Annotated in this window: 21 protein-coding genes; 11 read left to right on the top strand and 10 right to left on the bottom strand. The window is 72.1% G+C overall.

The window, feature by feature from the left end:
* Nucleotides 1–2 precede the first annotated feature (2 nt).
* Nucleotides 3–755: a hypothetical protein gene (locus OG440_RS12415; protein ID WP_406006900.1), complete on the top strand. Its 753-nt coding sequence runs from the start codon at nt 3–5 to the stop codon at nt 753–755.
* A gap of 39 nt (nt 756–794) precedes the next feature.
* Here the strand turns inward: OG440_RS12415 and OG440_RS12410 are convergent, their stop codons facing one another.
* Nucleotides 795–1,313, bottom strand: a complete 519-nt coding sequence (locus OG440_RS12410) for a hypothetical protein (RefSeq protein WP_406006899.1) — start codon at nt 1,311–1,313, stop codon at nt 795–797.
* 33 nt (nt 1,314–1,346) lie between these two features.
* Entirely contained in the window at nt 1,347–2,477 is a 1,131-nt protein-coding gene (locus OG440_RS12405; protein WP_406006898.1) for a magnesium and cobalt transport protein CorA, read from the bottom strand.
* Nucleotides 2,478–2,966: 489 nt separating this feature from the next.
* Between OG440_RS12405 and OG440_RS12400 the strand changes: the two genes are divergently transcribed.
* Entirely contained in the window at nt 2,967–3,551 is a 585-nt protein-coding gene (locus OG440_RS12400) for a suppressor of fused domain protein (RefSeq protein WP_406006897.1), read from the top strand.
* Between the two features lie 117 nt (nt 3,552–3,668).
* Here OG440_RS12400 and OG440_RS12395 read toward each other — a convergent pair whose 3' ends face one another.
* A complete protein-coding gene (locus OG440_RS12395; RefSeq protein WP_406006896.1) occupies nt 3,669–4,892 on the bottom strand; it encodes an MFS transporter in 1,224 nt (407 codons plus the stop codon).
* A gap of 158 nt (nt 4,893–5,050) precedes the next feature.
* On the opposite strand from OG440_RS12395, the gene OG440_RS12390 reads away from it, so the two are divergent.
* The 3 genes from OG440_RS12390 (at nt 5,051) to OG440_RS12380 (ending at nt 7,387) form a co-directional block, all read left to right on the top strand.
* Entirely contained in the window at nt 5,051–5,692 is a 642-nt protein-coding gene (locus OG440_RS12390; protein ID WP_062642387.1) for a DUF6758 family protein, read from the top strand.
* Nucleotides 5,693–5,868: 176 nt separating this feature from the next.
* Entirely contained in the window at nt 5,869–6,726 is an 858-nt protein-coding gene (locus OG440_RS12385) for a PHP domain-containing protein (RefSeq protein WP_406006895.1), read from the top strand.
* A 55-nt stretch (nt 6,727–6,781) separates the two neighbouring features.
* Nucleotides 6,782–7,387, top strand: coding sequence for a MarC family protein (locus tag OG440_RS12380; protein ID WP_406006894.1), 606 nt, complete (start codon nt 6,782–6,784; stop codon nt 7,385–7,387).
* Nucleotides 7,388–7,457: 70 nt separating this feature from the next.
* Here OG440_RS12380 and OG440_RS12375 read toward each other — a convergent pair whose 3' ends face one another.
* The gene (locus OG440_RS12375) at nt 7,458–7,610 is read right to left on the bottom strand and encodes a hypothetical protein (RefSeq protein WP_406006893.1); all 153 of its coding nucleotides are present in this window, start codon (nt 7,608–7,610) and stop codon (nt 7,458–7,460) included.
* A 187-nt stretch (nt 7,611–7,797) separates the two neighbouring features.
* Here OG440_RS12375 and OG440_RS12370 point away from each other — a divergent pair, with 187 nt between their 5' ends.
* A complete protein-coding gene (locus tag OG440_RS12370) occupies nt 7,798–8,703 on the top strand; it encodes an NYN domain-containing protein (protein WP_406011331.1) in 906 nt (301 codons plus the stop codon).
* On the opposite strand, the gene OG440_RS12365 is transcribed toward OG440_RS12370, so the two are convergent.
* Both OG440_RS12365 and OG440_RS12360 read right to left on the bottom strand, forming a co-directional pair.
* Nucleotides 8,700–9,608 (bottom strand): alpha/beta fold hydrolase, encoded by a 909-nt coding sequence (locus OG440_RS12365; protein ID WP_406006892.1) that lies wholly within the window; start codon nt 9,606–9,608, stop codon nt 8,700–8,702. The two genes, OG440_RS12370 and OG440_RS12365, sit on opposite strands and share 4 nt — an antisense overlap.
* A 122-nt stretch (nt 9,609–9,730) precedes the next feature.
* Nucleotides 9,731–12,352, bottom strand: a complete 2,622-nt coding sequence (locus tag OG440_RS12360; RefSeq protein ID WP_406011330.1) for a DEAD/DEAH box helicase — start codon at nt 12,350–12,352, stop codon at nt 9,731–9,733.
* Between the two features lie 498 nt (nt 12,353–12,850).
* On the opposite strand from OG440_RS12360, the gene OG440_RS12355 reads away from it, so the two are divergent.
* On the top strand, nt 12,851–13,588 hold the full coding sequence (locus OG440_RS12355; protein WP_406006891.1) for a ferritin-like fold-containing protein: 738 nt from the start codon (nt 12,851–12,853) through the stop codon (nt 13,586–13,588).
* A gap of 55 nt (nt 13,589–13,643) precedes the next feature.
* Here the strand turns inward: OG440_RS12355 and OG440_RS12350 are convergent, their stop codons facing one another.
* From OG440_RS12350 to OG440_RS12335, 4 genes are all read right to left on the bottom strand, one after another.
* Nucleotides 13,644–13,913 (bottom strand): hypothetical protein, encoded by a 270-nt coding sequence (locus OG440_RS12350; RefSeq protein WP_406006890.1) that lies wholly within the window; start codon nt 13,911–13,913, stop codon nt 13,644–13,646.
* Nucleotides 13,914–14,185: 272 nt separating this feature from the next.
* Nucleotides 14,186–14,413: a DUF3107 domain-containing protein gene (locus tag OG440_RS12345; RefSeq protein ID WP_020130831.1), complete on the bottom strand. Its 228-nt coding sequence runs from the start codon at nt 14,411–14,413 to the stop codon at nt 14,186–14,188.
* Nucleotides 14,414–14,560: 147 nt separating this feature from the next.
* Nucleotides 14,561–15,202, bottom strand: a complete 642-nt coding sequence (locus OG440_RS12340; RefSeq protein ID WP_020130830.1) for a TetR/AcrR family transcriptional regulator — start codon at nt 15,200–15,202, stop codon at nt 14,561–14,563.
* A 180-nt stretch (nt 15,203–15,382) separates the two neighbouring features.
* On the bottom strand, nt 15,383–15,601 hold the full coding sequence (locus tag OG440_RS12335; protein ID WP_406006889.1) for a hypothetical protein: 219 nt from the start codon (nt 15,599–15,601) through the stop codon (nt 15,383–15,385).
* A 242-nt stretch (nt 15,602–15,843) separates the two neighbouring features.
* On the opposite strand from OG440_RS12335, the gene OG440_RS12330 reads away from it, so the two are divergent.
* From OG440_RS12330 to OG440_RS12315, 4 genes are all read left to right on the top strand, one after another.
* Nucleotides 15,844–16,821: an alpha/beta fold hydrolase gene (locus OG440_RS12330; RefSeq protein ID WP_406006888.1), complete on the top strand. Its 978-nt coding sequence runs from the start codon at nt 15,844–15,846 to the stop codon at nt 16,819–16,821.
* A 7-nt stretch (nt 16,822–16,828) separates the two neighbouring features.
* Nucleotides 16,829–18,229 (top strand): DUF3152 domain-containing protein, encoded by a 1,401-nt coding sequence (locus tag OG440_RS12325; protein WP_406006887.1) that lies wholly within the window; start codon nt 16,829–16,831, stop codon nt 18,227–18,229.
* A gap of 308 nt (nt 18,230–18,537) precedes the next feature.
* Nucleotides 18,538–20,310 (top strand): DUF3492 domain-containing protein, encoded by a 1,773-nt coding sequence (locus OG440_RS12320; protein WP_406006886.1) that lies wholly within the window; start codon nt 18,538–18,540, stop codon nt 20,308–20,310.
* Nucleotides 20,307–21,533, top strand: a complete 1,227-nt coding sequence (locus OG440_RS12315; RefSeq protein ID WP_406006885.1) for a hypothetical protein — start codon at nt 20,307–20,309, stop codon at nt 21,531–21,533. The genes OG440_RS12320 and OG440_RS12315 overlap by 4 nt, the downstream gene beginning before the upstream one ends.
* Nucleotides 21,534–21,595: the final 62 nt, after the last annotated feature.

Below are 21,595 nucleotides of genomic sequence, written 5' to 3'. Positions count from 1 at the left end.
CCGTGACTGCGATTCCCCAGGGCCGAACTCGCCGCGTCCCGCTGGTGAGCGCGATGTGCGCACTGGTCGTGGGCCTGGGCCTGACGGGGTGCGGCGAGGATCCGGACGCGGGCACGAACGGGGTGGGCAAGCTGTCCGCCGCGCAGATCCAGGCCAGGACGAAGGCGGCCGCCGGGGCGGTGGACGAGGTGCGGCTGTCCGGGAGTGTGGTCACCAGCGGGCACACGTACAAGCTGGACATGAGCCTGAAGGCGGACGGCGGCGCCGGGTCGGTCACCGCCGAGGGCGCCACCTTCCACCTGCTGCGGGTCGGCGAGCAGCTGTACCTGAAGGCCGACGCCGCGTTCTGGAGCAAGGAGGACGGCAAGTCCGGCGACGACGGTTCGGACACGGCGGCCGCCGACAAACTCGACGGCAAGTACGTGAAGGTGCCGACGGGCGACCCCTCGTACAAGAAGTTCAGCGGCTTCACGGACAAGGACCTCCTCCTCGACGGGCTGCTGACCCTGCACGGCTCGCTGGCCACCGACGGCCACCACGAACAGTCCGGCGTCCGCACGATCCGCATCACCGGCGAGGGCGGCTCCGGCGGCACGCTGGACGTGTCGCTGGAGGGCAAGCCGTATCCGCTGCGCCTGGAGCGCGCCGGAGGAGCCGGAACGCTGAGCTTCTCCTCCTGGGGCAAGGACTTCGCCCTGAAGGAACCGGCGAAGGACGAGACGGTCGACTACGGGAAGCAGCTCCCCACCTCGTGAGCCGCCGCTCGCGGCACCGGCTGCCGGTGGTGGCGGCGGTTACCTGCGTCCGCGCTTCCTCAGCAGCAGCTTCGGCAGCCCCGCCGGAGCCGTCTCCCGCGTGGTCGCGGGCGAAGGCACGGGCCGCGCCGCCAGATCCCCCTCGGGCAGCGGCAGCGTGGCCCCTGTCGGCTCCAGCCGGAGCACCCGGCACTCGCGCGCCCAGCGCTCGGTCATCGCCTCGCCGTCGGGCGCGTTCAGCCGCTTGCCCTTGAGCTCGCCGACGGCCGCCTGCCACGCCTCGGAACCGGGCGCGAGAAGGACGACCCTCGCCGTCCAGGCGACCAGCCGGCCGCCCTTGTCCTTGCTGCGGACGGTGACCTCGGCCGAACCGCCGTCGGCCAGACCGGTCAGCGGCTGCTCCCCGGGCCCGTCGCCGACCAGACAGACCGCGCCCTCGTGCCACACGTGCCACAGCGCACGCGCGGCCGGTTCACCCGCGCCCTGGACCCAGACGAGGCCGGACTTCTTGGTGGCCTCTTCGACGAGGGCCTGGTCGAGCAGCAGCTCTCTTGTCATGGGTCCAACCCTAGCCAGCCGGTGCCGGGGCCCTCACAGCCAGCCGTTGCGCTTCAGCGTGCGGTGGATGCCCACACAGAGCGCCACCATCGCCGACATGACCACGGGATAGCCGAACTTCCAGTGCAGTTCCGGCATGTAGTCGAAGTTCATCCCGTACACCCCGCACACCATCGTCGGCACCGCGATGATGGCGGCCCAGGACGTGATCTTGCGCATGTCCTCGTTCTGCGCGACGGACGCCTGCGCGAGGTTGGCCTGGAGGATCGAGTTGAGCAGCTCGTCGAAGCCGATGACCTGCTCCTGGACCCGGGCGAGGTGGTCGGCGACGTCCCGGAAGTACTTCTGGATGTCGGGGTCGACCAGCCGCATCGGCCGCTCGCTCAGCAGCTGCATCGGCCGCAGCAGCGGCGACACCGCGCGCTTGAACTCCAGGACCTCACGCTTGAGTTGGTAGATCCGGCCGGCGTCCGTACCGCGCGGGGAGCCCTTGCGTCCCGGCGAGAACACCTCGGTCTCGACCTCGTCGATGTCGTCCTGCACGGCGTCCGCGACCGCGATGTAGCCGTCGACGACGTGGTCGGCGATGGCGTGCAGCACCGCCGAGGGGCCCTTGGCGAGCAGCTCGGGGTCGTCCTGGAGGCGGTGGCGCAGCGCGCGCAGCGAGCCCTGGCCGCCGTGCCGGACGGTGATGAAGAAGTCCTTGCCGGTGAAGCACATGACCTCACCGGTCTCGACGACCTCGCTGTTGGCCGTGAGCCGGTCGTGCTCGATGTAGTGGATGGTCTTGAAGACCGTGAAGAGGGAGTCGTCGTAGCGCTCCAGCTTGGGTCGCTGGTGCGCCTGCACGGCGTCCTCCACGGCCAGCGGGTGCAGCCCGAACTCGGCGGCGATACCGGCGAATTCGGCCTCGGTCGGCTCGTGCAGGCCGATCCACACGAAGCCTCCGTCGCGGCGCACCCGGCGCATGGCCTCCTGCGGGGTCGGCGGCTGCGTGTAGACGACGCGCGAGCCGTCGCGGTAGACCGCGCAGTCGACTACGGCCGACGGCGTCGCGGGGTCGCGGGTGGTGTCGTAGGCGCCGGTGTCGGTGCGCCCGCCCCCCTTGCGCAGGGAGGGGCGGGCGGGGCGGACAACGGCACGGAGGTCGCGGATCATCGACATGGCAGGCTCCTTCGCGACTAGCAAAGAAAGACCGCCACGACGGGTGGAACTGCCCGGAATGGGGACGTCCTGACTGCGGAGGTTTGGCACGTCCACAAAGCGGGGAGCACCGCTCCGTCGCGGTGGCGAGCTTCGCTACTGAATCAGACCGGAGAGATCTGGCAGATCAGACAGATCGAGCAGATCAGGTGTAAAAGGAAACGAAGTGCTCTTCCGCATGAAGATGAGCGCGAGAGGTGGCGACCAGCCGGGGCCAAGAAGCCGGAGCAGCTGCGTCAGCGGCAGGAAGAGCGAGTGGTACTGCACGGGTGACTTCGATCCATGACAGCCCCACCTCCTCCAGCCGGTCCCTCGTAAGGGAGTCTCGTCTGCGTCGGGACAAGATCGCTACGCTTCTGCGTGCTGCCCCGAACCACCGGGCCAGAATAGCAGTCGACAAAGTGTCAAGGCGCTGCTTTGCCCCGCGCGGACGAGTTCTATGCTCGCCGCATGGTTGATGTTCTTCCTCTGGTCGAGGCTCGTCTGTGCAGCGCGCTGGGCGAGCCGGACGCCCGGGCCGCGGTCACCTTCCTCGGTACGGACCGCCTCGAGGTGCTGCGTTTCCACGAGGGCGACGTCGTCCGCTACGCCACCCTCGGCATGTCCGCGCAGCCGATGAGCGACCCGACGGCCGTGCTCGCCGACCCGGTCGAGGGACCGCGTGCCGAGCTGGTGCTGTCCGTCAGGCCCGGCGCGTCCGACACCGACAAGGTGCTCCGCCCGCTGGCCGTGCTCGCGGCCTCCCCGCAGGTCGAGGGCGTGGTCGTGGCGCCGGGCAGTTCCCTGGACGTGGGGGAACCCCTGTGGCCCGGCGCCCCGTTCACCTCGGTGCTGGTCGCCGAGCCGGGCGGTCTGGTCGAGGATCTCGACCTCGGCGAGCCCCTCGATCCGGTCCGCTTCCTGCCGCTGCTCCCCATGACCCCCAACGAGGCGGCCTGGAAGCGGGTGCACGGCGCCCAGGCCCTCCAGGAGCGCTGGCTGACGAACGGGACGGACCTCCGGGATCCGTCCCGGAAATCCGTCCCGCTCGATTGAGGCCCGGGTGACCGAGGTCACCAAAGCCGGTGCCCAGATCGCCAGTTGACGTCCGGTCGGCCGGCACCGCACCCGAGGGCGCCCGGCCGGAGGACGCCCGACCGGCACCCGGTCGGCTCAGTCGGCGAAGACCGCGACCCCGTCCTCCGTCGCATGCTTCGGCTCCAGTTCCGCGGCCTCGCGCGTCAGCGCCTTGCGCCGGACGACGACCACGACCGCGCCGAGCACCGCGGTGACCGCCGCGACGACGAACGGGACGTGGATGTCGGTCCACTCCTCGATCTTCGGCGCGAAGAAGGGCGCGGCCGCCGCCGCGAACCACCGCACGAAGTTGTAGCCCGCGCTCGCCACCGGACGCGGGGCGTCCGACACGCCGAGCGCCAGCTCGGTGTAGACGGTGTTGTTCACGCCGATGAACGCGCCCGACAGGATCGTGCAGACGATCGCCGTGGTGTGGTCGCCGTACCCGAGGACGAACACGTCGACGGCGAGCAGCACCAGCGAGCCGCCGAGCACCCGCAGTGAGCCGAACCGCTCCTGGAGCCGCGGCGCCACGAGGACCGAGAAGACGGCGAGCAGCACGCCCCAGGCGAAGAACACCGCCCCGGACTTGTAGGGGGTCATGTTCAGCACGAACGGGGTGAAGGCCAGCACGGTGAAGAACGTGTAGTTGTAGAAGAACGCCGAGGCCGCGACGGAGGCGAGACCGCCGTGTCCGAGCGCCTTGATCGGGTCCAGGACGGAGATCTTCCGGGCCGGCTTCGGCTGGTCCTTCAGGAAGACCGTGATGCACAGGAAGCCGATCGCCATCAGGAACGCGGTGCCGAAGAAGGGGTAGCGCCAGCTGGCGTCGCCGAGCAGCGCGCCGAGCAGAGGCCCGCAGGCCATGCCGAGGCCGAGGGCGGACTCGTACAGCAGGATGGCGGCCGCGCTGCCGCCGGCCGCCGCGCCGACGATCACCGCGAGGGCGGTCGACACGAACAGCGCGTTGCCGAGGCCCCAGCCCGCCCGGAAGCCGACGAGTTCGCCGACCGAGCCCGAGGTGCCCGCGAGGCCCGCGAAGACGACGACCAGGGCGAGGCCTGCCAGCAGCGTCCGGCGGCCGCCGATGCGGCTGGAGACGAAGCCGGTGACCAGCATCGCGAACGCGGTGATCAGGAAGTACGAGGTGAAGAGCAGGGAGACCTGGCCCGCCGTGGCGTCCAGCCCCTGGGCGATGGACGGCAGGATCGGGTCGACGAGGCCGATGCCCATGAAGGCGACGACGGACGCCCCGGCCGTCGCCCACACCGCCTTCGGCTGCCGCAGGATGCTTCCGGCTCCCTCATCGAACGGATCCATGGCTTCTCTCACCCCTCGAAGGTAGTTGGTATATACACATACTAACTTAGCTCACCTAAATAATGCAAGCTACATGTAAGTCTTCGAGGGTGGTCGTTTCCGTCCGGACGGGTGATCGTCCTTGACGTGGGCGTGCTCGGGTAGGACCGTGGGGCTCTATGAGGGGCGAACCCAGTTGCCCGAAGTGTGGTGGCCGGGTCAGGGCTCCCGGACTCTTCGCCGATTCCTGGCAGTGCGATGTGCACGGGACGGTGCATCCGCTTCAGCCCGTGATCCCGCCCAGCGTCGAGGCCCTCGGCGTCGTCGTGCACCGCACGCAGGTGCCGGTGTGGATGCCGTGGCCGTTGCCGGTCGGCTGGCTCTTCACGGGCGTGACGTACGCGGGCGACGACCGCAGCGGGGGCCGTGCCACCGCGGTGGCCTGCTCCGGACCGGGCCCGCTGGGCGGCATGGGCGAGCTGATCCTGGTCGCCGAGGAGCTGGGCGTCGGACTCGGCGCGCGGTACGCCGGCGTCGACGGGCCGGACCCGGGTCCGTACATGAGCGTCGAGAAACCCCCGCAGGCCAAGGTCCTGGCCGCCGGTCGGCCCACCCCGCTCTGGCACGTCTCCGCCACCCCGGACGACCGGGCCGTCTTCGCGGGGGAGGCGCGCGGGCTGTGGCTGTGGGCGGTGGTGTGGCCCGAGCAGTCCGGGCTGCTGATGTACGACGAGCTGGTGCTCACGGATCTGCGGGACGCCGGGGCCGAGGTGGACCTGGTGCCGTGCGGGGCGCTGTCGCCGCGCCTGCTCAAGCCGTAGCGCTCTGCCGGACGCCGCGGGGCGCCGCGGGACATGAAACCCCGAGGTTCCCGGGTGCTTGCCGGGCGTCGCGTGTGTAGGGGGTGCTCGGTGCTTTCGGGTGTGACAGGGGTGGCCTGACGACCGGCTATGCTGAAGCGTCCCCCTCCGTCCCGTCACCGCCAGGAGTCCGCGTCGTGCGCATCGATCTGCACTGCCACTCCACGGCCTCCGACGGTACGGACACCCCGGCCGAGCTGGTCCGCAACGCGAGCGCCGCCGGTCTGGACGTCGTCGCGCTGACCGATCACGACACCACCCGTGGACACGGCGAGGCCTTGGCCGCGCTGCCGCGGGGGCTCACGCTGGTGACCGGCGCCGAGCTGTCCTGCCGTGTCGACGGCGTCAGCATGCACATGCTGGCCTATCTTTTCGACCCGGAGGAGCCCGCCCTGCTCGCCGAGCGTGAGCTGGTGCGCGACGACCGGGTGCCGCGGGCGCGGGCGATGGTCGCCAGGCTCAACGAGCTGGGCGTCCCCGTCACCTGGGAGCAGGTCGCGCGGATCGCGGGCGAGGGGTCCGTCGGGCGACCGCACGTCGCCACCGCCCTGGTGGAGCTCGGTGTCGTGCCGACCGTGAACGACGCCTTCACCCGGGACTGGCTGGCCGACGGCGGCCGGGCCCATGTCGAGAAGCACGAGACCGATCCCTTCGAGGCGATCCGTCTGGTCAAGGGCGCGGGCGGGGTCACCGTCTTCGCGCACCCGGGCGCGAGCAAGCGCGGCCGCACGGTGCCGGAAGCCGCGATCGCCGAGCTGGCCGCCGCCGGCCTCGACGGCATCGAGGTCGACCACATGGACCACGACGCGGACACCCGCGCGCGGCTGCGCGGGCTCGCCGCCGACCTGGGGCTGCTGGTCACCGGCTCGTCGGACTACCACGGCAGCCGCAAGACCTGCGTGCTCGGCGAGTACACGACCGACCCCGAGGTGTACGGGGAGATCACCCGGCGCGCCACCGGGGCCTTCCCGGTACCGGGCACCGGCGGAGCCTGAGGCTCACCTCCCTCCGCCCTGATCCATCCCCCTTTCCCGCAAGGCTCCTGCACTGATGTTCGACGTCGCCGTCTTCGGCTCCCTCTTCCTCACCCTTTTCGTCATCATGGATCCCCCCGGGATCACCCCGATCTTCCTCGCGCTGACCGCCGGACGCCCCGGCAAGGTGCAGAAGCGGATGGCCTTCCAGGCCGTCTGCGTGGCCGGCGGCGTGATCACGGTCTTCGGTCTCCTCGGACACCAGATCCTCGACTATCTGCATGTCTCCGTCCCCGCGCTGATGATCGCGGGCGGTCTGCTGCTCCTGCTGATCGCGCTCGACCTGCTCACCGGCAAGACCGACGAACCGAAGCAGACCAAGGACGTCAACGTCGCGCTCGTCCCGCTGGGCATGCCGCTGCTGGCCGGCCCCGGTGCGATCGTGTCCGTCATCCTCGCCGTGCAGAAGGCCGACAGCGCGGCGACGCAGGTGTCGGTCTGGGTGGCCATCCTCGCCATCCACGTCGTGCTGTGGGTGGTGATGCGCTACTCGCTGCTGATCATCCGGGTCATCAAGGACGGCGGCGTGGTCCTCGTGACGCGGCTCGCGGGCATGATGCTGTCCGCGATCGCCGTGCAGCAGATCATCAACGGGATCACGCAGGTGATCCAGGCCGGCTGAGCGGCCCGGTACACGCAGAGCCCCCTACGGCACGGCCGTAGGGGGCTCTGAAATGTGTAGGGGATCCGTGTTACGAGGCCGAGGTGTCGGCCGGACGGATCCACAGCCGCTGCCCGATGGCGGCGGCCTGATGAACGATCCGGTTGACGGAGGCGGCGTCTACGACGGTGCAGTCCACGGGCGTGCCGTCGACATCGTCGAGTCGCATGATTTCGAAGCGCATCGGCTTCTCCCTTCGTCTGGTCATCCTCCTGAGGAGAACTACTTGGTTACACAGGGAGTCAACGGGATGCGTGTTACAAACATTCCCTACGCTAAAGAAATTTTTCGAACGACTAATTACTGACGAGTAAGAGGGTTTGCGGAGACTGAACGGGACCGGTTGTGTTCGCAGCGTGACCACCGGAACAATGGAGGCGATGAACGACGACCTCCCCGCCCTCGCCGCCCGCATCGACCGCACGAACGAGCTGCTGACACGCATGCTCGCCGAGGTGGCCAAGACACCCTCGACCCACGCGATCTTCGTCGACGCGGGGTATCTGTACGCGGCCGCGGGGCGCCTGGTGGCCGGGACCGAGGACCGCCGGGCCTTCGACCTCGACGCCGAGGGCCTGATCGAGGCGCTCATCGACCGCGCCCGCTCGATCTTCGCCGACAGCCGGCTGCTGCGCGTCTACTGGTACGACGGCGCCCGGCGCCGCATCCACACCTCCGAGCAGCAGTCCATCGCCGAACTGCCCGACGTCAAGGTGCGGTTGGGCAACCTGAACGCCAACAACCAGCAGAAGGGCGTCGATTCGCTGATCCGGACCGACCTGGAGTCCCTGGCCCGGCACCGGGCCATCAGCGACGCGGCCCTGCTGGGCGGCGACGAGGACCTGGTCTCGGCGGTGGAGGCCGCCCAGGGGTACGGGGCCCGGGTGCACCTGTGGGGCATCGAGGCGCCGGAAGGGCGCAACCAGGCCGAGCCGCTGCTCTGGGAGGTCGACAGCCAGCGCACCCTCGACCTCGACTTCTTCAAGCCGTACGTGTCACGGCGCACCGCGGCGGCCTACGACGGGCCCGGCGCGAACCGGCCCACCCGTGAGGCGGTCCGCTTCGTCGGTGCGCAGGTGGCGGCGAAGTGGCTGGCGGCGCGGGGCAGGCAGTCGCTGGCCGAGCTGCTGCCGGGCCACCCCTACCTGCCCGGCTCCGTCGACCAGGATCTTCTGGTGGAGGCGGAAGGCATCCTCCAGTACTCCCTGCGCGGCCAGGCCGACCTCAGACGCGCCCTGCGGGACGGCTTCTGGGAGCACTTGCAGACGCAGTACTAGGGCACGACCGGCGGCCGCGGGGCCTGACGCGCGGGGTGACGGTCCCAGAAGTCGGCGAGCGCGTGGGCCGTCGCCAGCGGCTGGTCCTGATTCGGCGAGTGCTCGGCGCCCGGCACGACCGTCCGGTGCGCCCGCAGTCGCACGGCCATGTCGTCGAGGAGGGGCACCGGCCAGGTGTCGTCCCGGGCACCCGACAGAACATGGAACGGCAGCGCAACGGCGGCGAGTTCACCGACCCGGTCGGGCTCCACGCACAACTGGCGCCCGGTCGCCAGGAGTTGAGCGGGCTTGTGGTTCAGCCAGCGCAGCCGCAACAGCTCCGGAGCGGCCGATCCACGGGCCGGACCGCCGACCTCCTCCGGCGGACCCATCGCCAGGATCGCCTCCCACACCTCCGGCATCGCCATCACCGCGAGCGCGTCGTGCAGCAGCTTCACGCGTTGTTTCTGGGAGTCCGAGATCTCGGCCGGGCCCGAGGCGACGAGCGTGAACGACACGAACGGGGAGTGGTCGAGAAGGACGGCGGCGCGGGCGATCTGACCGCCGAGAGAGTGCCCCAACAGGTGTACAGGGGTGTCGAGGGCCGCCGCCTGCGCCAGCACGTCCCGGGCCAACTCCTCGAGCGCGTAAGCGGATTCGTCGACTGCCGGTCCGTCGGACTCGTTCTGCCCCCGCCCGTCCACGGCGATGGCCCGGTAGCCGCGCGCCGCGAGCGGCTCGTGCATCCGGTGGAAGTCCTCCTTGCTCCCGGTGAAGCCGGGCAGCAGCAGCGCGACGCCCCGCTGCTCGACACCGGCGGGCACGGGCGAGTCGACGACGGCGAACTCACCGCGCCCGGTCCGCAGCGGATAGGAGCGCGCACCGGGGGGCGGCGGGAAGGGACTACTGGTGCTGGGCCTGGTCACGCCCCGAGGCTACCGGGCGGCCGCACCGCGCACCGTCGGTGGTACCTCCTCCGGGAACGCCGACGGCCCGGCCCCTCACGAGGAGGGACCGGGCCGTCGGGCCGTCATGCCAGGCGGGTGGATCAGCCGTCCGCGGGCTCCGCGGCGGCCGTGGCCTTGCGGGCGCGGCGCACCCTCGGCTTCGCCTCCGCCGTGTCGACCGCGGTCTCGGCCTGGGCCGGGGCGGTGGCGGCGGCCTTGCGGGCGCGGCGCGGCTTGGTGGCTTCCGCCTCCTGGGTGGCCTGGGCCGGGATGTCGGCCGTGGTGGCCGTCGTCTCGGCCGCGGCGACCTTGCGGGTGGCGCGGCGGCGGGGCTTGGCCTCGGTCGCTTCGGCCGTGTCGACGGCGGCTTCGGCCGGGGCGGCGGCCGCCGTCTTGCGGGCGCGGCGCGGCTTGGCCGGGGCGGCCTCCGCGACCTGCTCCGCCTCCGTCGCCTCGGCCGGGGCGGCCGTGGCGGCGGTCTTGCGGGCGCGGCGCGGCTTGGCCTCGGTGGCCTCGGCCGTGTCGACGGCGGCTTCGGCCGGGACCGTCGCCTTGCGCGTGGTGCGGCGGCGCGGCTTGGCCTCCGTACCCTCCGCCGTGTCGACCGCGGTCTCGGCCTCGGCCTGGGCCGGGGCGGTGGCGGCGGCCTTGCGGGTGCGGCGCGGCTTGGTGGCTTCCGCCTCCTGGGTGGCCTGGGCCGGGATGTCGGCCGTGGTGGCCGTCGTCTCGGGCTGTGCGGCCTTACGGGTGCGGCGCGGCTTGGCCTCGGTCGCCTCGGCCGTGTCGACGGCGGCTTCGGCCGGGGCGGCGGCCGCCGTCTTCCGGGTGCGGCGCGGCTTGACCACGGTCTCGGCGGTCGCGGTGACCGCCGGGGCCTCGACGGTCTCGACCACGGCTTCGGCCGGAGCCGTCGCCTTGCGGGTGCGGCGGCGCGGCTTGGTCTCCGTCGCCCCCACGGTGTCGACGGCGGCCTCGGCGGCCGACGGCTCCGGCACGGTGGCCGGTGCGGTCTCCTCGGTCTGCGTGGTCTGCGTCTCCGCGGTCCTGCGGGTACGGCGGCGGCGCGGCGTGGCCTCCGCGGCGGTGCCTTCGGCGGTCGCCACGGCCGCCTCCGCGGCCTGGGTGGCCTCGGTGACGGGCTCGACAGTCGCCGCGGCGGCCGGCACTGCCGTCACGACGGCGCTCTCCTGCCCGGACCCGTTGCGGGTGCGGCGCCGACGGCGCGGGGTACGCGGACCGTCGGTCTCCCCCGTCACGGGCGTCGGCTCTGCCACGGGGGCCGTCTGCTCGGCTGCCGTGGTGCCGGCGGGCGTCGCGTCGAGCGGGGAGCCGTTGCGCGTACGACGACGGCGACGGGGCGTACGGGCCGAGCGCTCGCGCTCCTCGGTCTGCTGCTCGCCGGTCCGCTCGCCCGGACGGGCCTCGCCACGGCCACCGCGGTCACCGCGACCGCCCCGGTCGCCACGACCGCCACGGTCACCCCGGTCGCCACGGCCACCGCGGTCGCCACGACCGCGTGCTCCGCGGCCGCCCGGCTCGCCGAGGTCCTCGAGCTCCTCCGCGTCGAGCCCGGCGCGGGTGCGCTCCGAGCGCGGCAGGACACCCTTGGTGCCCGCGGGGATGCCGAGTTCCTCGAAGAAGTGCGGGGAGGTGGAGTACGTCTCCGGCGGGTCGCTGAAGTCGAGCTCCAGCGCCTTGTTGATGAGCTGCCAGCGCGGGATGTCGTCCCAGTCGACGAGCGTGACCGCGATGCCCTTGGCGCCCGCGCGACCGGTACGGCCGATGCGGTGCAGGTACGTCTTCTCGTCCTCGGGGGACTGGTAGTTGATGACGTGTGTGACGCCCTCGACGTCGATACCGCGGGCGGCCACGTCGGTGCAGACGAGCACGTCGACCTTGCCGTTGCGGAAGGCGCGCAGCGCCTGCTCACGGGCTCCCTGGCCGAGGTCGCCGTGGACGGCGCCGGAGGCGAAGCCGCGCTGCTGGAGCTGGTCGGCCAGGTCGGCGGCCGTGCGCTTGGTACGGCAGAACACCATGACCAGACCGCGGCCGTCGGCCTGGAGGATGCGCGAGACCATCTCGGGCTTGTCCATGTTGTGCGCGCGGTACACGTGCTGCTTGGTGTTCGCGACGGTCCTGCCCGCGTCGTCCGGCGACGTGGCGTTGATGTGCGTCGGCTGCGACATGTAGCGGCGCGCGAGGCCGATGACCGCGCCCGGCATGGTCGCCGAGAACAGCATGGTCTGACGCTTCGCCGGAAGCATGTTGATGATCTTCTCGACGTCGGGCAGGAAGCCCAGGTCGAGCATCTCGTCGGCCTCGTCCAGGACGAGCGACTTGATGTGCTTGAGGTCGAGCTTCTTCTGGCCCGCGAGGTCCAGCAGTCGCCCGGGGGTGCCGACGACGACGTCGATGCCCTTCTTGAGGGCCTCGACCTGGGGCTCGTAGGCGCGGCCGCCGTAGATCGCGAGGACGCGCACGTTGCGCACCTTGCCCGCGGTCAGCAGGTCGTTGGTGACCTGCGTGCACAGCTCACGGGTGGGGACGACGATGAGCGCCTGCGGGGCGTCGGTGAGGTCCTCGGGCCGGGCGCGGCCGGCCTCGACGTCGGCGGGGACGGTCACGCGCTCGAGGAGCGGGAGTCCGAAGCCGAGTGTCTTGCCGGTGCCGGTCTTCGCCTGCCCGATCACGTCCGTGCCCGTCAGGGCCACGGGGAGCGTCAGCTCCTGGATGGGGAACGGGGCGGTGATGCCGACGGCCTCCAGGGCCTCGGCGGTCTCGGAAAGGATGCCGAGCTCTCGGAACGTAGTCAGGGTGCTGCCTCTTCTGTGTGCGCGGTGCGAGGCGAGCGCGGGGGTCGTGTCAGGACCGTGCCGGGGGTCGTCGGCTGCCTCACGGGCCAGCCGTCAGGACACGGGACCTCTGCCGACGCTCTAGCGCTCGTACCGCTGAGGGGGTCCCCTCCGCGTCTCCGTACGCACAGTGCCGTACGGGCGAGGAGGGCTGTCGGGTCGGAGCCGATCGGGCCACCGACCGGGCATCCTCATACGTGCGGCCCGTCGAATATTCGGCAGGCGCATTACCACCATACCCCGGATTCGCGCACACGCGATGGCCGATTCGGTCACGTTGTGGTTGTCACAGTGGTGGGGGTGGTCCCGTACGTCTTCGTTGTCACACTGAATGACCAGGGACTTCCCCCGTGCGACGAGCGGGCTATTGTGCGCTTCATGACCACCTCTGACAAGCCCGAGAACACCGCCACCGGCATCGCCGCCCAGGACTGGGGGACGGCCTCGGCCGACCCGCAGTACCGGGCCGCGGTCGTGGATCTGCTGGGTGCGCTGGCGTACGGCGAGCTGGCGGCGTTCGAGCGGCTCGCGGAGGACGCCAAGCTGGCGCCCACGCTGGAGGACAAGGCGGAGCTGGCGAAGATGGCGTCGGCCGAGTTCCACCACTTCGAGCGGCTGCGCGACCGGCTCACCGAGATCGGTGAGGAACCGACGCAGGCGATGGAGCCGTTCGTCGCCGCGCTCGACGGTTTCCACCGGCAGACGGCCCCGTCGGACTGGCTCGAGGGCCTCGTCAAGGCATACGTCGGGGACTCGATCGCCAGCGACTTCTACCGCGAGGTCGCGGTGCGCCTGGACACCGACAGCCGCGCCCTGGTGCTGGCCGTGCTCGACGACACCGGTCACGCCGGCTTCGCCGTGGACCGGGTGCGCGGTGCGATCGACGCCGACCCGCGCGTGGGCGGACGGCTCGCGCTGTGGGCGCGGCGGCTGATGGGTGAGGCCCTGTCGCAGTCCCAGCGGGTGGTCGCGGACCGCGACGCGCTGTCGACGATGCTGGTGGGCGGTGTCGCGGACGGCTTCGACCTCGCCGAGGTCGGCCGGATGTTCTCGCGGATCACCGAGGCGCACACCAAGCGGATGGCGGCGCTGGGCCTGGCGGCCTAGGACGGACGCGGGACGCGCCCGGGACGGGTCCCGGGCGCGCCGGCCGCTGCCGGACTTACGCGGTGGCCGACCGCCGGCGGAGTCGGCCGGCGGGGCGCAGCAGCAGGGAGAGCGAGGCGGCGGAGACGATCGCCGCGCCGAGGAGACTCGCCACGGCGGGGCCGGGGCCCAGCGCGCTGTGGGTGACGAAGTCACCGAACAGGGCTCCGGCGACGCCCGTCGCGAAGACGAGGGTGCGGACCGGCAGACGGTGGGAGAAGCGGTGGACCGCCGCCCACGCGAGCACGAGACCGAGCACAGCGGAGCCGAGCGCTTCCAAGATCATTCAGGTCCCTCCCGGACGGTTGGGGCTGTGCACCAGGGTCGTAGCCCGTCATACCCGTGACCTGCGGAATGCAATCCTCCTCTGTGGCCGACTTGTGCTCCGTCTGTGGAGAGGACGCCGACGGCGAAACCTGCACGAAGGCCGGCGTCGAGAACGCCCGACGTCGAGAACGGCGGACGTCGAGAACGGCGGACGTCGAGAACTCCCGGGGTGAGAACGGAAGTGGGGCCCGGCGACCGATCGGTCGCCGGGCCCCACTTCCGTTGCTTCGCCTACAGAGCGCCGAAGCCCACCTTGCGCGGAGCGGGCTCGCCCAGCTCGACGTAGGCCAGGCGGTCGGCCGGGACCAGGACCTTGCGGCCGTGCTGGTCCACGAGGCTGAGCAGCTGCGACTTTCCGGCCAGGGCCTCGGCCACCACGCGCTCGACCTCCTCGGGAGTCTGACCGCTCTCCAGAACGATCTCGCGGGGTGCGTGCAGCACGCCGATCTTGACCTCCACGGCTATGTCCCTCCGACGGTCATGAGGTGCGCGGGCGTCCGCGCCGTACGCTGCACACATTAGCCCGGTGAGGGGACGTTCACGGCGCGGCCGTCCACGCCAGGAGCGAACAGCGGGCGGGAACAAACGGCCGGGCGCCCCCGCGGGTCAGTGCTGATCGGTTCCGTGCAGCGGGAAACCGGCGATGCCCCGCCAGGCCAGCGACGCCAGCAACTGCACCGCCTGGTCGCGCGGCACGCTGCGGTCGCTGTGCAGCCAGGACCGCGCCACGACCTGGGCGAGGCCGCCCAGACCCGAGGCGAGCAGCATGGACTCCGCGCGCGAGAGGCCGGTGTCCTCCGCGATGACCTCGCAGATCGCCTCGGCGCACTCGGTGGTCACCTTGTCGACGCGCTCGCGTACCGCGGGCTCGTTCGTCAGGTCCGACTCGAAGACCAGGCGGAAGGCACCGCCGTCGTCCTCGACGTACGCGAAGTACGCGTCCATCGTCGCGCGGACGCGCTGCTTGTTGTCCGTCGTCGAGGCGAGCGCGCCGCGCACGGCCTGGATCAGCGACTCGCAGTGCTGGTCCAGCAGCGCCAGGTAGAGGTCGAGCTTGCCGGGGAAGTGCTGGTAGAGCACCGGCTTGCTGACGCCTGCCCGCTCGGCGATGTCGTCCATGGCCGCGGAGTGGTACCCCTGCGCCACGAAGACTTCCTGGGCGGCGCCCAGCAGCTGGTTCCGACGGGCACGGCGCGGCAGGCGGGTGCCTCGCGGGCGCGCCGCCTCTGTCTGCTCGATGGCTGTCACGCCGCCTCCCAAAGTGGTCCTCATGCGGTGAGCGCCGCGCCGCCATCGTACTTTTCGGTAACCCTGGTGTGCGCGGTGCGCGTGCAGAATTTCACGGACTGGACGACGGCAAAAGCGGTGTAAACAGTTTCGGATCGGGATGTTACGGGCATACTCCGCCCCGCTCCAGCTCGGCGCATGTCAGCGATAGTCGTCCTCGTCGAGGGAGACGACGCGCGCCTGTTCGACGAGATCGGCTTCGTCGGCCCGGGCGGGATCCGCGTCCTCCAGGGAGTCGTCGCGCTCCGGGGTGACGTCCTGGTACTGCTCGACGGCGTCGTTCTCCGGCGCCTCGACGTCGATCTCCCCGAAGTCGTCGTCCTCCTCGAACGTCTCCGGGTCGGTGGGGTCAACGGCCATGGTGGGCTCCCTTCCTACGAACGTCCCTGCGAGGTGCAGGGGCCACAAGCGGGTGCCCTGGATACGAGCCTAGGAGACACCCGTTTCGGACGCCATGCGATCGCTGTGCGGAGTGCCCCCGATTCGCGACGGTATGGGCGCGGGCGCGGTGCCGATGAGGTTCCCGCCCGGGGCGCGCACGACCCGTGCCTGTGACGGCGAACACACAAAAGCGCGCGTGATCGTCTCGTAACATTGCCCGCATGTCTTCGACCGAGTTCCCCTCCGTGCCGCCCACCAGTGTGCTGCCGAAGGCGATCGCGGTGCGGGTCGCCGAGGGCGAGCGGCTCCGGTCGGTCGGGCTGCCGGGCGTCACGCTCACGGTCCGTTCCAGGCCGCCCGCGCGCGAGGGGCTCGAGCCCGCGCTGTTCGTGCACGGCCTGGGCGGTTCCTCGCAGAACTGGTCCGCGCTGATGGCGCTGCTCGACGGGCTGGTGGCGAGCGAGGCCGTGGATCTGCCGGGCTTCGGCGACTCGCCGCCGCCGGACGACGGCAACTACTCCATCACGGCACACGCGCGTGCCGTCATCCGCTACCTCGACGCCGTCGACCGCGGGCCCGTGCACCTCTTCGGCAACTCGCTGGGCGGCGCGGTGTCCACACGCGTCGCCGCGGTCCGGCCCGATCTCGTGCGGACGCTGACGCTGGTGTCGCCCGCGCTGCCCGAACTGCGGGTGCAGCGGACGGCGCTGCCCACCGGACTGGTCGGGCTGCCCGGCGTGGCCGCGCTCTTCACCAGGTTCACCCGGGAGTGGACGGCCGAGCAGCGCGTCCGCGGCGTCACGGCGCTCTGTTACGGCGATCCCGGGCGGGTCAGCCCGGACGCGTTCCGCCATGCGGTGGAGGAGTTGGAGCGGCGTCTTCGGCTGCCGTACTTCTGGGACGCGCTGACGCGTTCCACGCGCGGCCTGCTCAGCGCGTACACGCTGGGCGGTCAGCACGGGCTGTGGCGCCAGGCCGAACGTGTCCTCGCCCCGACCCTCCTGGTCTACGGTGGTCGCGACCAGCTCGTCGGTTTCCGCATGGCGCAGCGGGCCGCCCGTACCTTCCGTGACTCCCGTCTGCTCACGCTGCCCGACGCCGGGCACGTGGCGATGATGGAGTATCCCGAGACGGTGGCGATGGCGTTCCGGGAGCTTCTCGCCGACACCGCGACCGCGACCGAGACCTCGGGAGGCTGAGACCTACGTGGGACGCCACAGCCGGCGTGGACCCGCGCCCAAGAGTGCCGCCGAAGGCGGCTCCAAGGGCGCGTCGCAGGGGGCTTCCCCGGAGCCGCCTCTCCAGGGGGATCCGCGTGGCGCCCGCGTCCAGGCGCCGTCCCCGGGGTATGACGGAACCCCTTCGCACGGAGTGCCCCGCTTTCCGTCTGCCGACGGAACGCCGGCGCATGGGTTCCCGCAGGTGAGGGGCGGTCACCCCGAGCAGCGTGAGGGCGGGGGTGGCTGGGGTGACTTGAGAGGACGATCAGCGGGTACCGGGCAGCCCGTGATACCGCGTCAGCGACCCATGCCCCAGGACGGCCCGCGTCAAGGCACCCGTCAAGGTTCCCGTCAGGGACCGCGACAGGACTACCTCGACGCCTTCGGCGAGGACGACGAGGATGTCTTCACACGTGCGAGAACGCCGTCCGCGGCCACGCGCGTGCAGGATCCTTACACCGCGGGCCCGGACCGGAACACCGTCTCCCGTACGGCGGCCCCGGCCGGCGCCGACGGGGGCGACGACGCGCCGCGCGGCGGTGGGCCCGTGACCGCCCAGGGGGTCAAGGGACGGGCGTTCGCCGGGATCGCGGCCGCCGCCGTCACCACGGTGCTGGCCGTGGTGGTGGCCGGGCAGGTCGCCACCGGGCGGGACGACGAGTCCGTGCAGTCGCGGTCCGCCTCCGGACAGACGCGTGCGGCCGCCGACGGCGCCGGCCGCGGGGACACCCGGCCGAGCCCGTCCGTGTCCGCCGGTGTGTCCGGCGCGCCCGGCGCCGCGGCCACGTTGACGTACGCGCAGCGGATGGACGCGAAGTACGCGCTCGGCGCCAAGCTCGAGGGGTCGGGGAAGTTCGACGCCGTCGCGGGCGTCGCCAAGGCGCCCGGCAAGGGGCAGAAGTACACCTACCGCGTGGACGTGGAGCAGGGCCTCGGACTCGACGGGGAACTCTTCGCGCAGGCGGTACAGCAGACGCTCAACGACGACCGCAGCTGGGCCCACGACGGTGCCCGCACCTTCGAGCGGATCCAGTCGGGCGAGCCCGACTTCGTCATCACGCTCGCCAGCCCGGGCACCACCGCCGAGTGGTGTGCGAAGTCCGGTCTGGACACCACGGAGGACAACGTCTCCTGCGACTCGGCGGCCACCGAGCGCGTGATGATCAACGCCTACCGGTGGGCCCAGGGCTCGGCGACCTTCGGCGACAAGATGTACGCCTACCGGCAGATGCTCATCAACCACGAGGTCGGCCACCGCCTCGGCTACAGCCATGTCACCTGCGACAAGGACGGCGAGCTGGCTCCGGTCATGCAGCAGCAGACGAAGTTCCTCGACCACGACGGAATCCACTGCCTGCCCAACGCCTGGCCCTACCCGAGCAGTTGAGCCCCGGAGGCGGACCGTCCCCTCCCGAGGGTCGCCGCCCCGCTCGGCGACCGCGGCGCGAACCCGGCCGCGCGCCGGCCCTCGGCGCCCATGCCGCCGCGAAGAGGTCCCGCGGTGTGACCTTTCGCAGTCGGATGATCTCCTAGCGCGACCGAACGCGACCCGCACGGGAAAGTTACGACCGTTCACCCCTTTTGGTGGTGCGACGGACAACCGTCCGCCGCACCACCACCTTGTCCGCATACGTTCGTCCCGCTGCGAGCCGCCGGGTCAACGGCGGCTCCCCAAACGGGAGATCGGGAGTGCGCGTGCGCATCGGACTGCTGACGGAGGGCGGCTATCCGTATCTGAGCGGTGACGCCGGACTCTGGTGCGACCGGCTCGTGCGCGGGCTCGGGCAGCACGAGTTCGACGTCTACGCGCTCGGCCGTGCCGAACACCAGCAGGAAGCGGGCTGGGTCGAGCTTCCGCCGCAGGTCATCCGGGTGCGTACGGCGCCGCTGTGGACGGCCGAGGACGACGGGATCGCCTACGGCAGGCGCGCCCGCCGGCGCTTCGCGGAGTCCTACGGCGAGTTGGTGACCGCGCTGTGCGAGGGGGACCCCCCGACCCCGGCGGGCCCCGCGGGGGCCGCTCCGACCGCTCAGGCGGACCGTTTCGCCAACGCGCTGTACGGCCTCGCCGAACTCGCCCGGGACGAGGGCGGTCTGGTGGGCGCACTCCGCTCGGAGAATGCCGTGCGCGCCCTGGAACGTGCCTGTCGCGCGCCCGGCGCGCTGCGTACGGCGCGCGAGGCGCGCGTACCCGAGCTGCTGGCCGTCGCCGCGCATCTCGAACGCGCCCTGCGCCCCCTCTCGCTCGACTGGTACGGGGACGGACACGGCGGCGACGGCGGCGAGGGCCTCGGCGCGGTCGACCTGTGCCATGCCGCCTCAGGCGGTGCGGCGGCCCTGCCCGGGCTGCTCGCGCGGCACTTCTTCGACGTGCCCCTGCTGGTCACCGAATACGGGGTCCGGCTGCGGACGCACTATCTGAACTCCGGGACGAACCCCTCGGCCGAGGGCTCCGCGAGCGCCCCGTCCGCCGAGGCGGCTCCCGCCGTACGCGCCCTGGTCGCCGCCCTCCACGGCAGACTCGCCGCCGAGGTGTACCGGCAGGCGGCATGCGTCACCCCCGGGAACACCCACGCCCGGCGCTGGCAGGAGCGATGCGGTGCCGACCGCGCCAAACTGCGCACCGTCTACCCGGGCATGGAGGCCTCCCGCTTCGCCGAGGTGGGCGACTCCCTCGACACCGCCGATCCGCACACCCTGGTCTGGATCGGCCGGGTGGAACCGGCGAAGGACCTGGTCTCCCTGCTCCACGCCTTCGCGGAACTCCGCAAGGAGGAACCGCACACGCGCCTGCGGATCATCGGCGCGCCGGCCGGGGCGGAGGGCCAGGCCTACCTCGGGCACTGCAAGGTGCTGGCCGCCCAGCTCTTCCCCGACGAGGCGGACGGACCGCACGCCGTCGGCGACAACCCGGTGTCCTTCGAGGAGATCGGCGGACCGGAGGCGCCCACCCTCGCCGAGGCGTACGCGGCCGGCGCGGTGGTCGTCCTGTCCAGCGTCGTCGAGGGGTTCCCGGTCGGTCTGGTCGAGGCGATGTTCTGCGGCCGCGCGACCGTGTCGACCGACGTCGGCGCGGTGGTCGAGGTCATCGGCGGCACCGGACTGGTCGTGCCGCCGCGCAATCCGCGGGCGCTCGCGGAGGCGTGCGTGGCGCTGCTGCGCGACCCCGAGCGCCGTGCGCGCCTGGGCGCGGCCGCCCGCGCCCGAGCCCTCGAACTCTTCACGGTCGAGCAGAACATCACGGCATTTCACGGCATTTACCTGGAGCTCGTCGCCCGGACCCCGATGCGGCGAGCCACCTTCGACGACGGTGATCCGCGTCCGTTCGCCGTCCCGGCCGAAGCATGCCTGCCGGACCACTGGACCGACCTGGACACGCCGGTCACCGCCCGACCCGTCCCGGGCTGGGCGACGGACCCGCCGGCACGGGAGACCTGGCCGATCGCCGCGCCGGAGGGGGCACGATGAGCGGGCTGGAGGAAATGGACCGGCCGGGAACTCCGGGCACGGCGCAGGCGGCGGGGGCCGCGCAGACCCCGGGGAGCCGCGCGGCGCGCGGTGAAACCGGCGCCGAGGGGCACAGGCCCGCCGCTTCCCGCCGGGGCGCCGCGGACCCGGTGAAGACGCTGATGCACCGTCACCGTGAGCTGTGCGAACGTGCCGTCGACCCGCTGGAGATCGCGGCGGGCCTGGAGGCCCACGGGGTCACCGACCGCACGGCGGCACGCTTCCGGCACCGGGATGTCTTCTCCCTCGCGGAGGAGATGTACGCCCGCGTTCCGCGCGACGGCGACGCGACCCCGCCCCCCACGGTCACGACGGCCCCGCGGCCCCGCCTGGACCGGGCGCTGCTCACCCTCCTGCCGGGCGTCCTGTGCGGCGCCGCCGTGACCGGTGTGCGCCTCACCCACGGGCGCACGTGTCTGCTCGTCGCCGTCGCGGGCATCCTCGCCGTCGCCCTCGCCCTGCGTGCGGTGCTGCGCCGGGGGCCGTTGAGCCCACACCGCGGCGCCCACCCCGGCAGGCCCCGGACGGGCGCCTGGACCTGCTGGCTCCTCGGCTACGCGACCGTCGGCGACGGACTTCTGCGTGCCGCCGTGGCCGGGGGCCCCGACGGTCTGCCCGACGGAACGGCGGCCGGCCCCTGGCCCTTCGCCGCCGCTCCGCTGCTGACCCTCACCCTGGCCTGTGCGCCGGCCGCCTGGAGCGCCCACCTCCTCGCCGTGCGCGCCAGGCGCCGCCTCGACACCAGCCGTGGTCTGGAGGAGTTCGCCGCCTCCGTACAGCCGCTGCTGCTCGCCACCTTCACCCTGTTCCTGTGCGCGACGGCCGCGCTGACCCCGCTGTGCGCCGCGGTCCTGGGCGAGCCGGCCGAGTACGGCCACACCCTCGCCCTGGGCGCGGTCCTCTTCCTCGCGCGTCTCCTCACCGTGCACGGCTTCACTCACGCCCCGGCGGTCGTCATCGGAGCCGTCGGCACGGCGGAGGCGCTCGCCCCGGCCACGGTCTTCGCCGCCCGCCTTCCCGGCTGCGGCTTCCTGGGCACCCCCGTGGAGAGCCTCGTGGCCGCCTGGGGCCCGGCCGGTGTCCCGACCCTGGTCTGCTCGGCCGCCGCGCTGACCCTGCTCCTCCACGCGACCCGCACGCTGACCAGGGCCTCCGCCCACGCCCGAACGGACCAGCCGTGCTGAACGGACCAGCGGTGCTGAACCGACCAGCCGTGCGGAGCGGACCAGCGGTGCGGAGCGGGCCA

The organism is Streptomyces sp. NBC_00637 (assembly GCF_045161545.1).
GTDB lineage: Bacteria > Actinomycetota > Actinomycetes > Streptomycetales > Streptomycetaceae > Streptomyces.
This window is presented reverse-complemented; position numbering and strand designations above follow the sequence as displayed.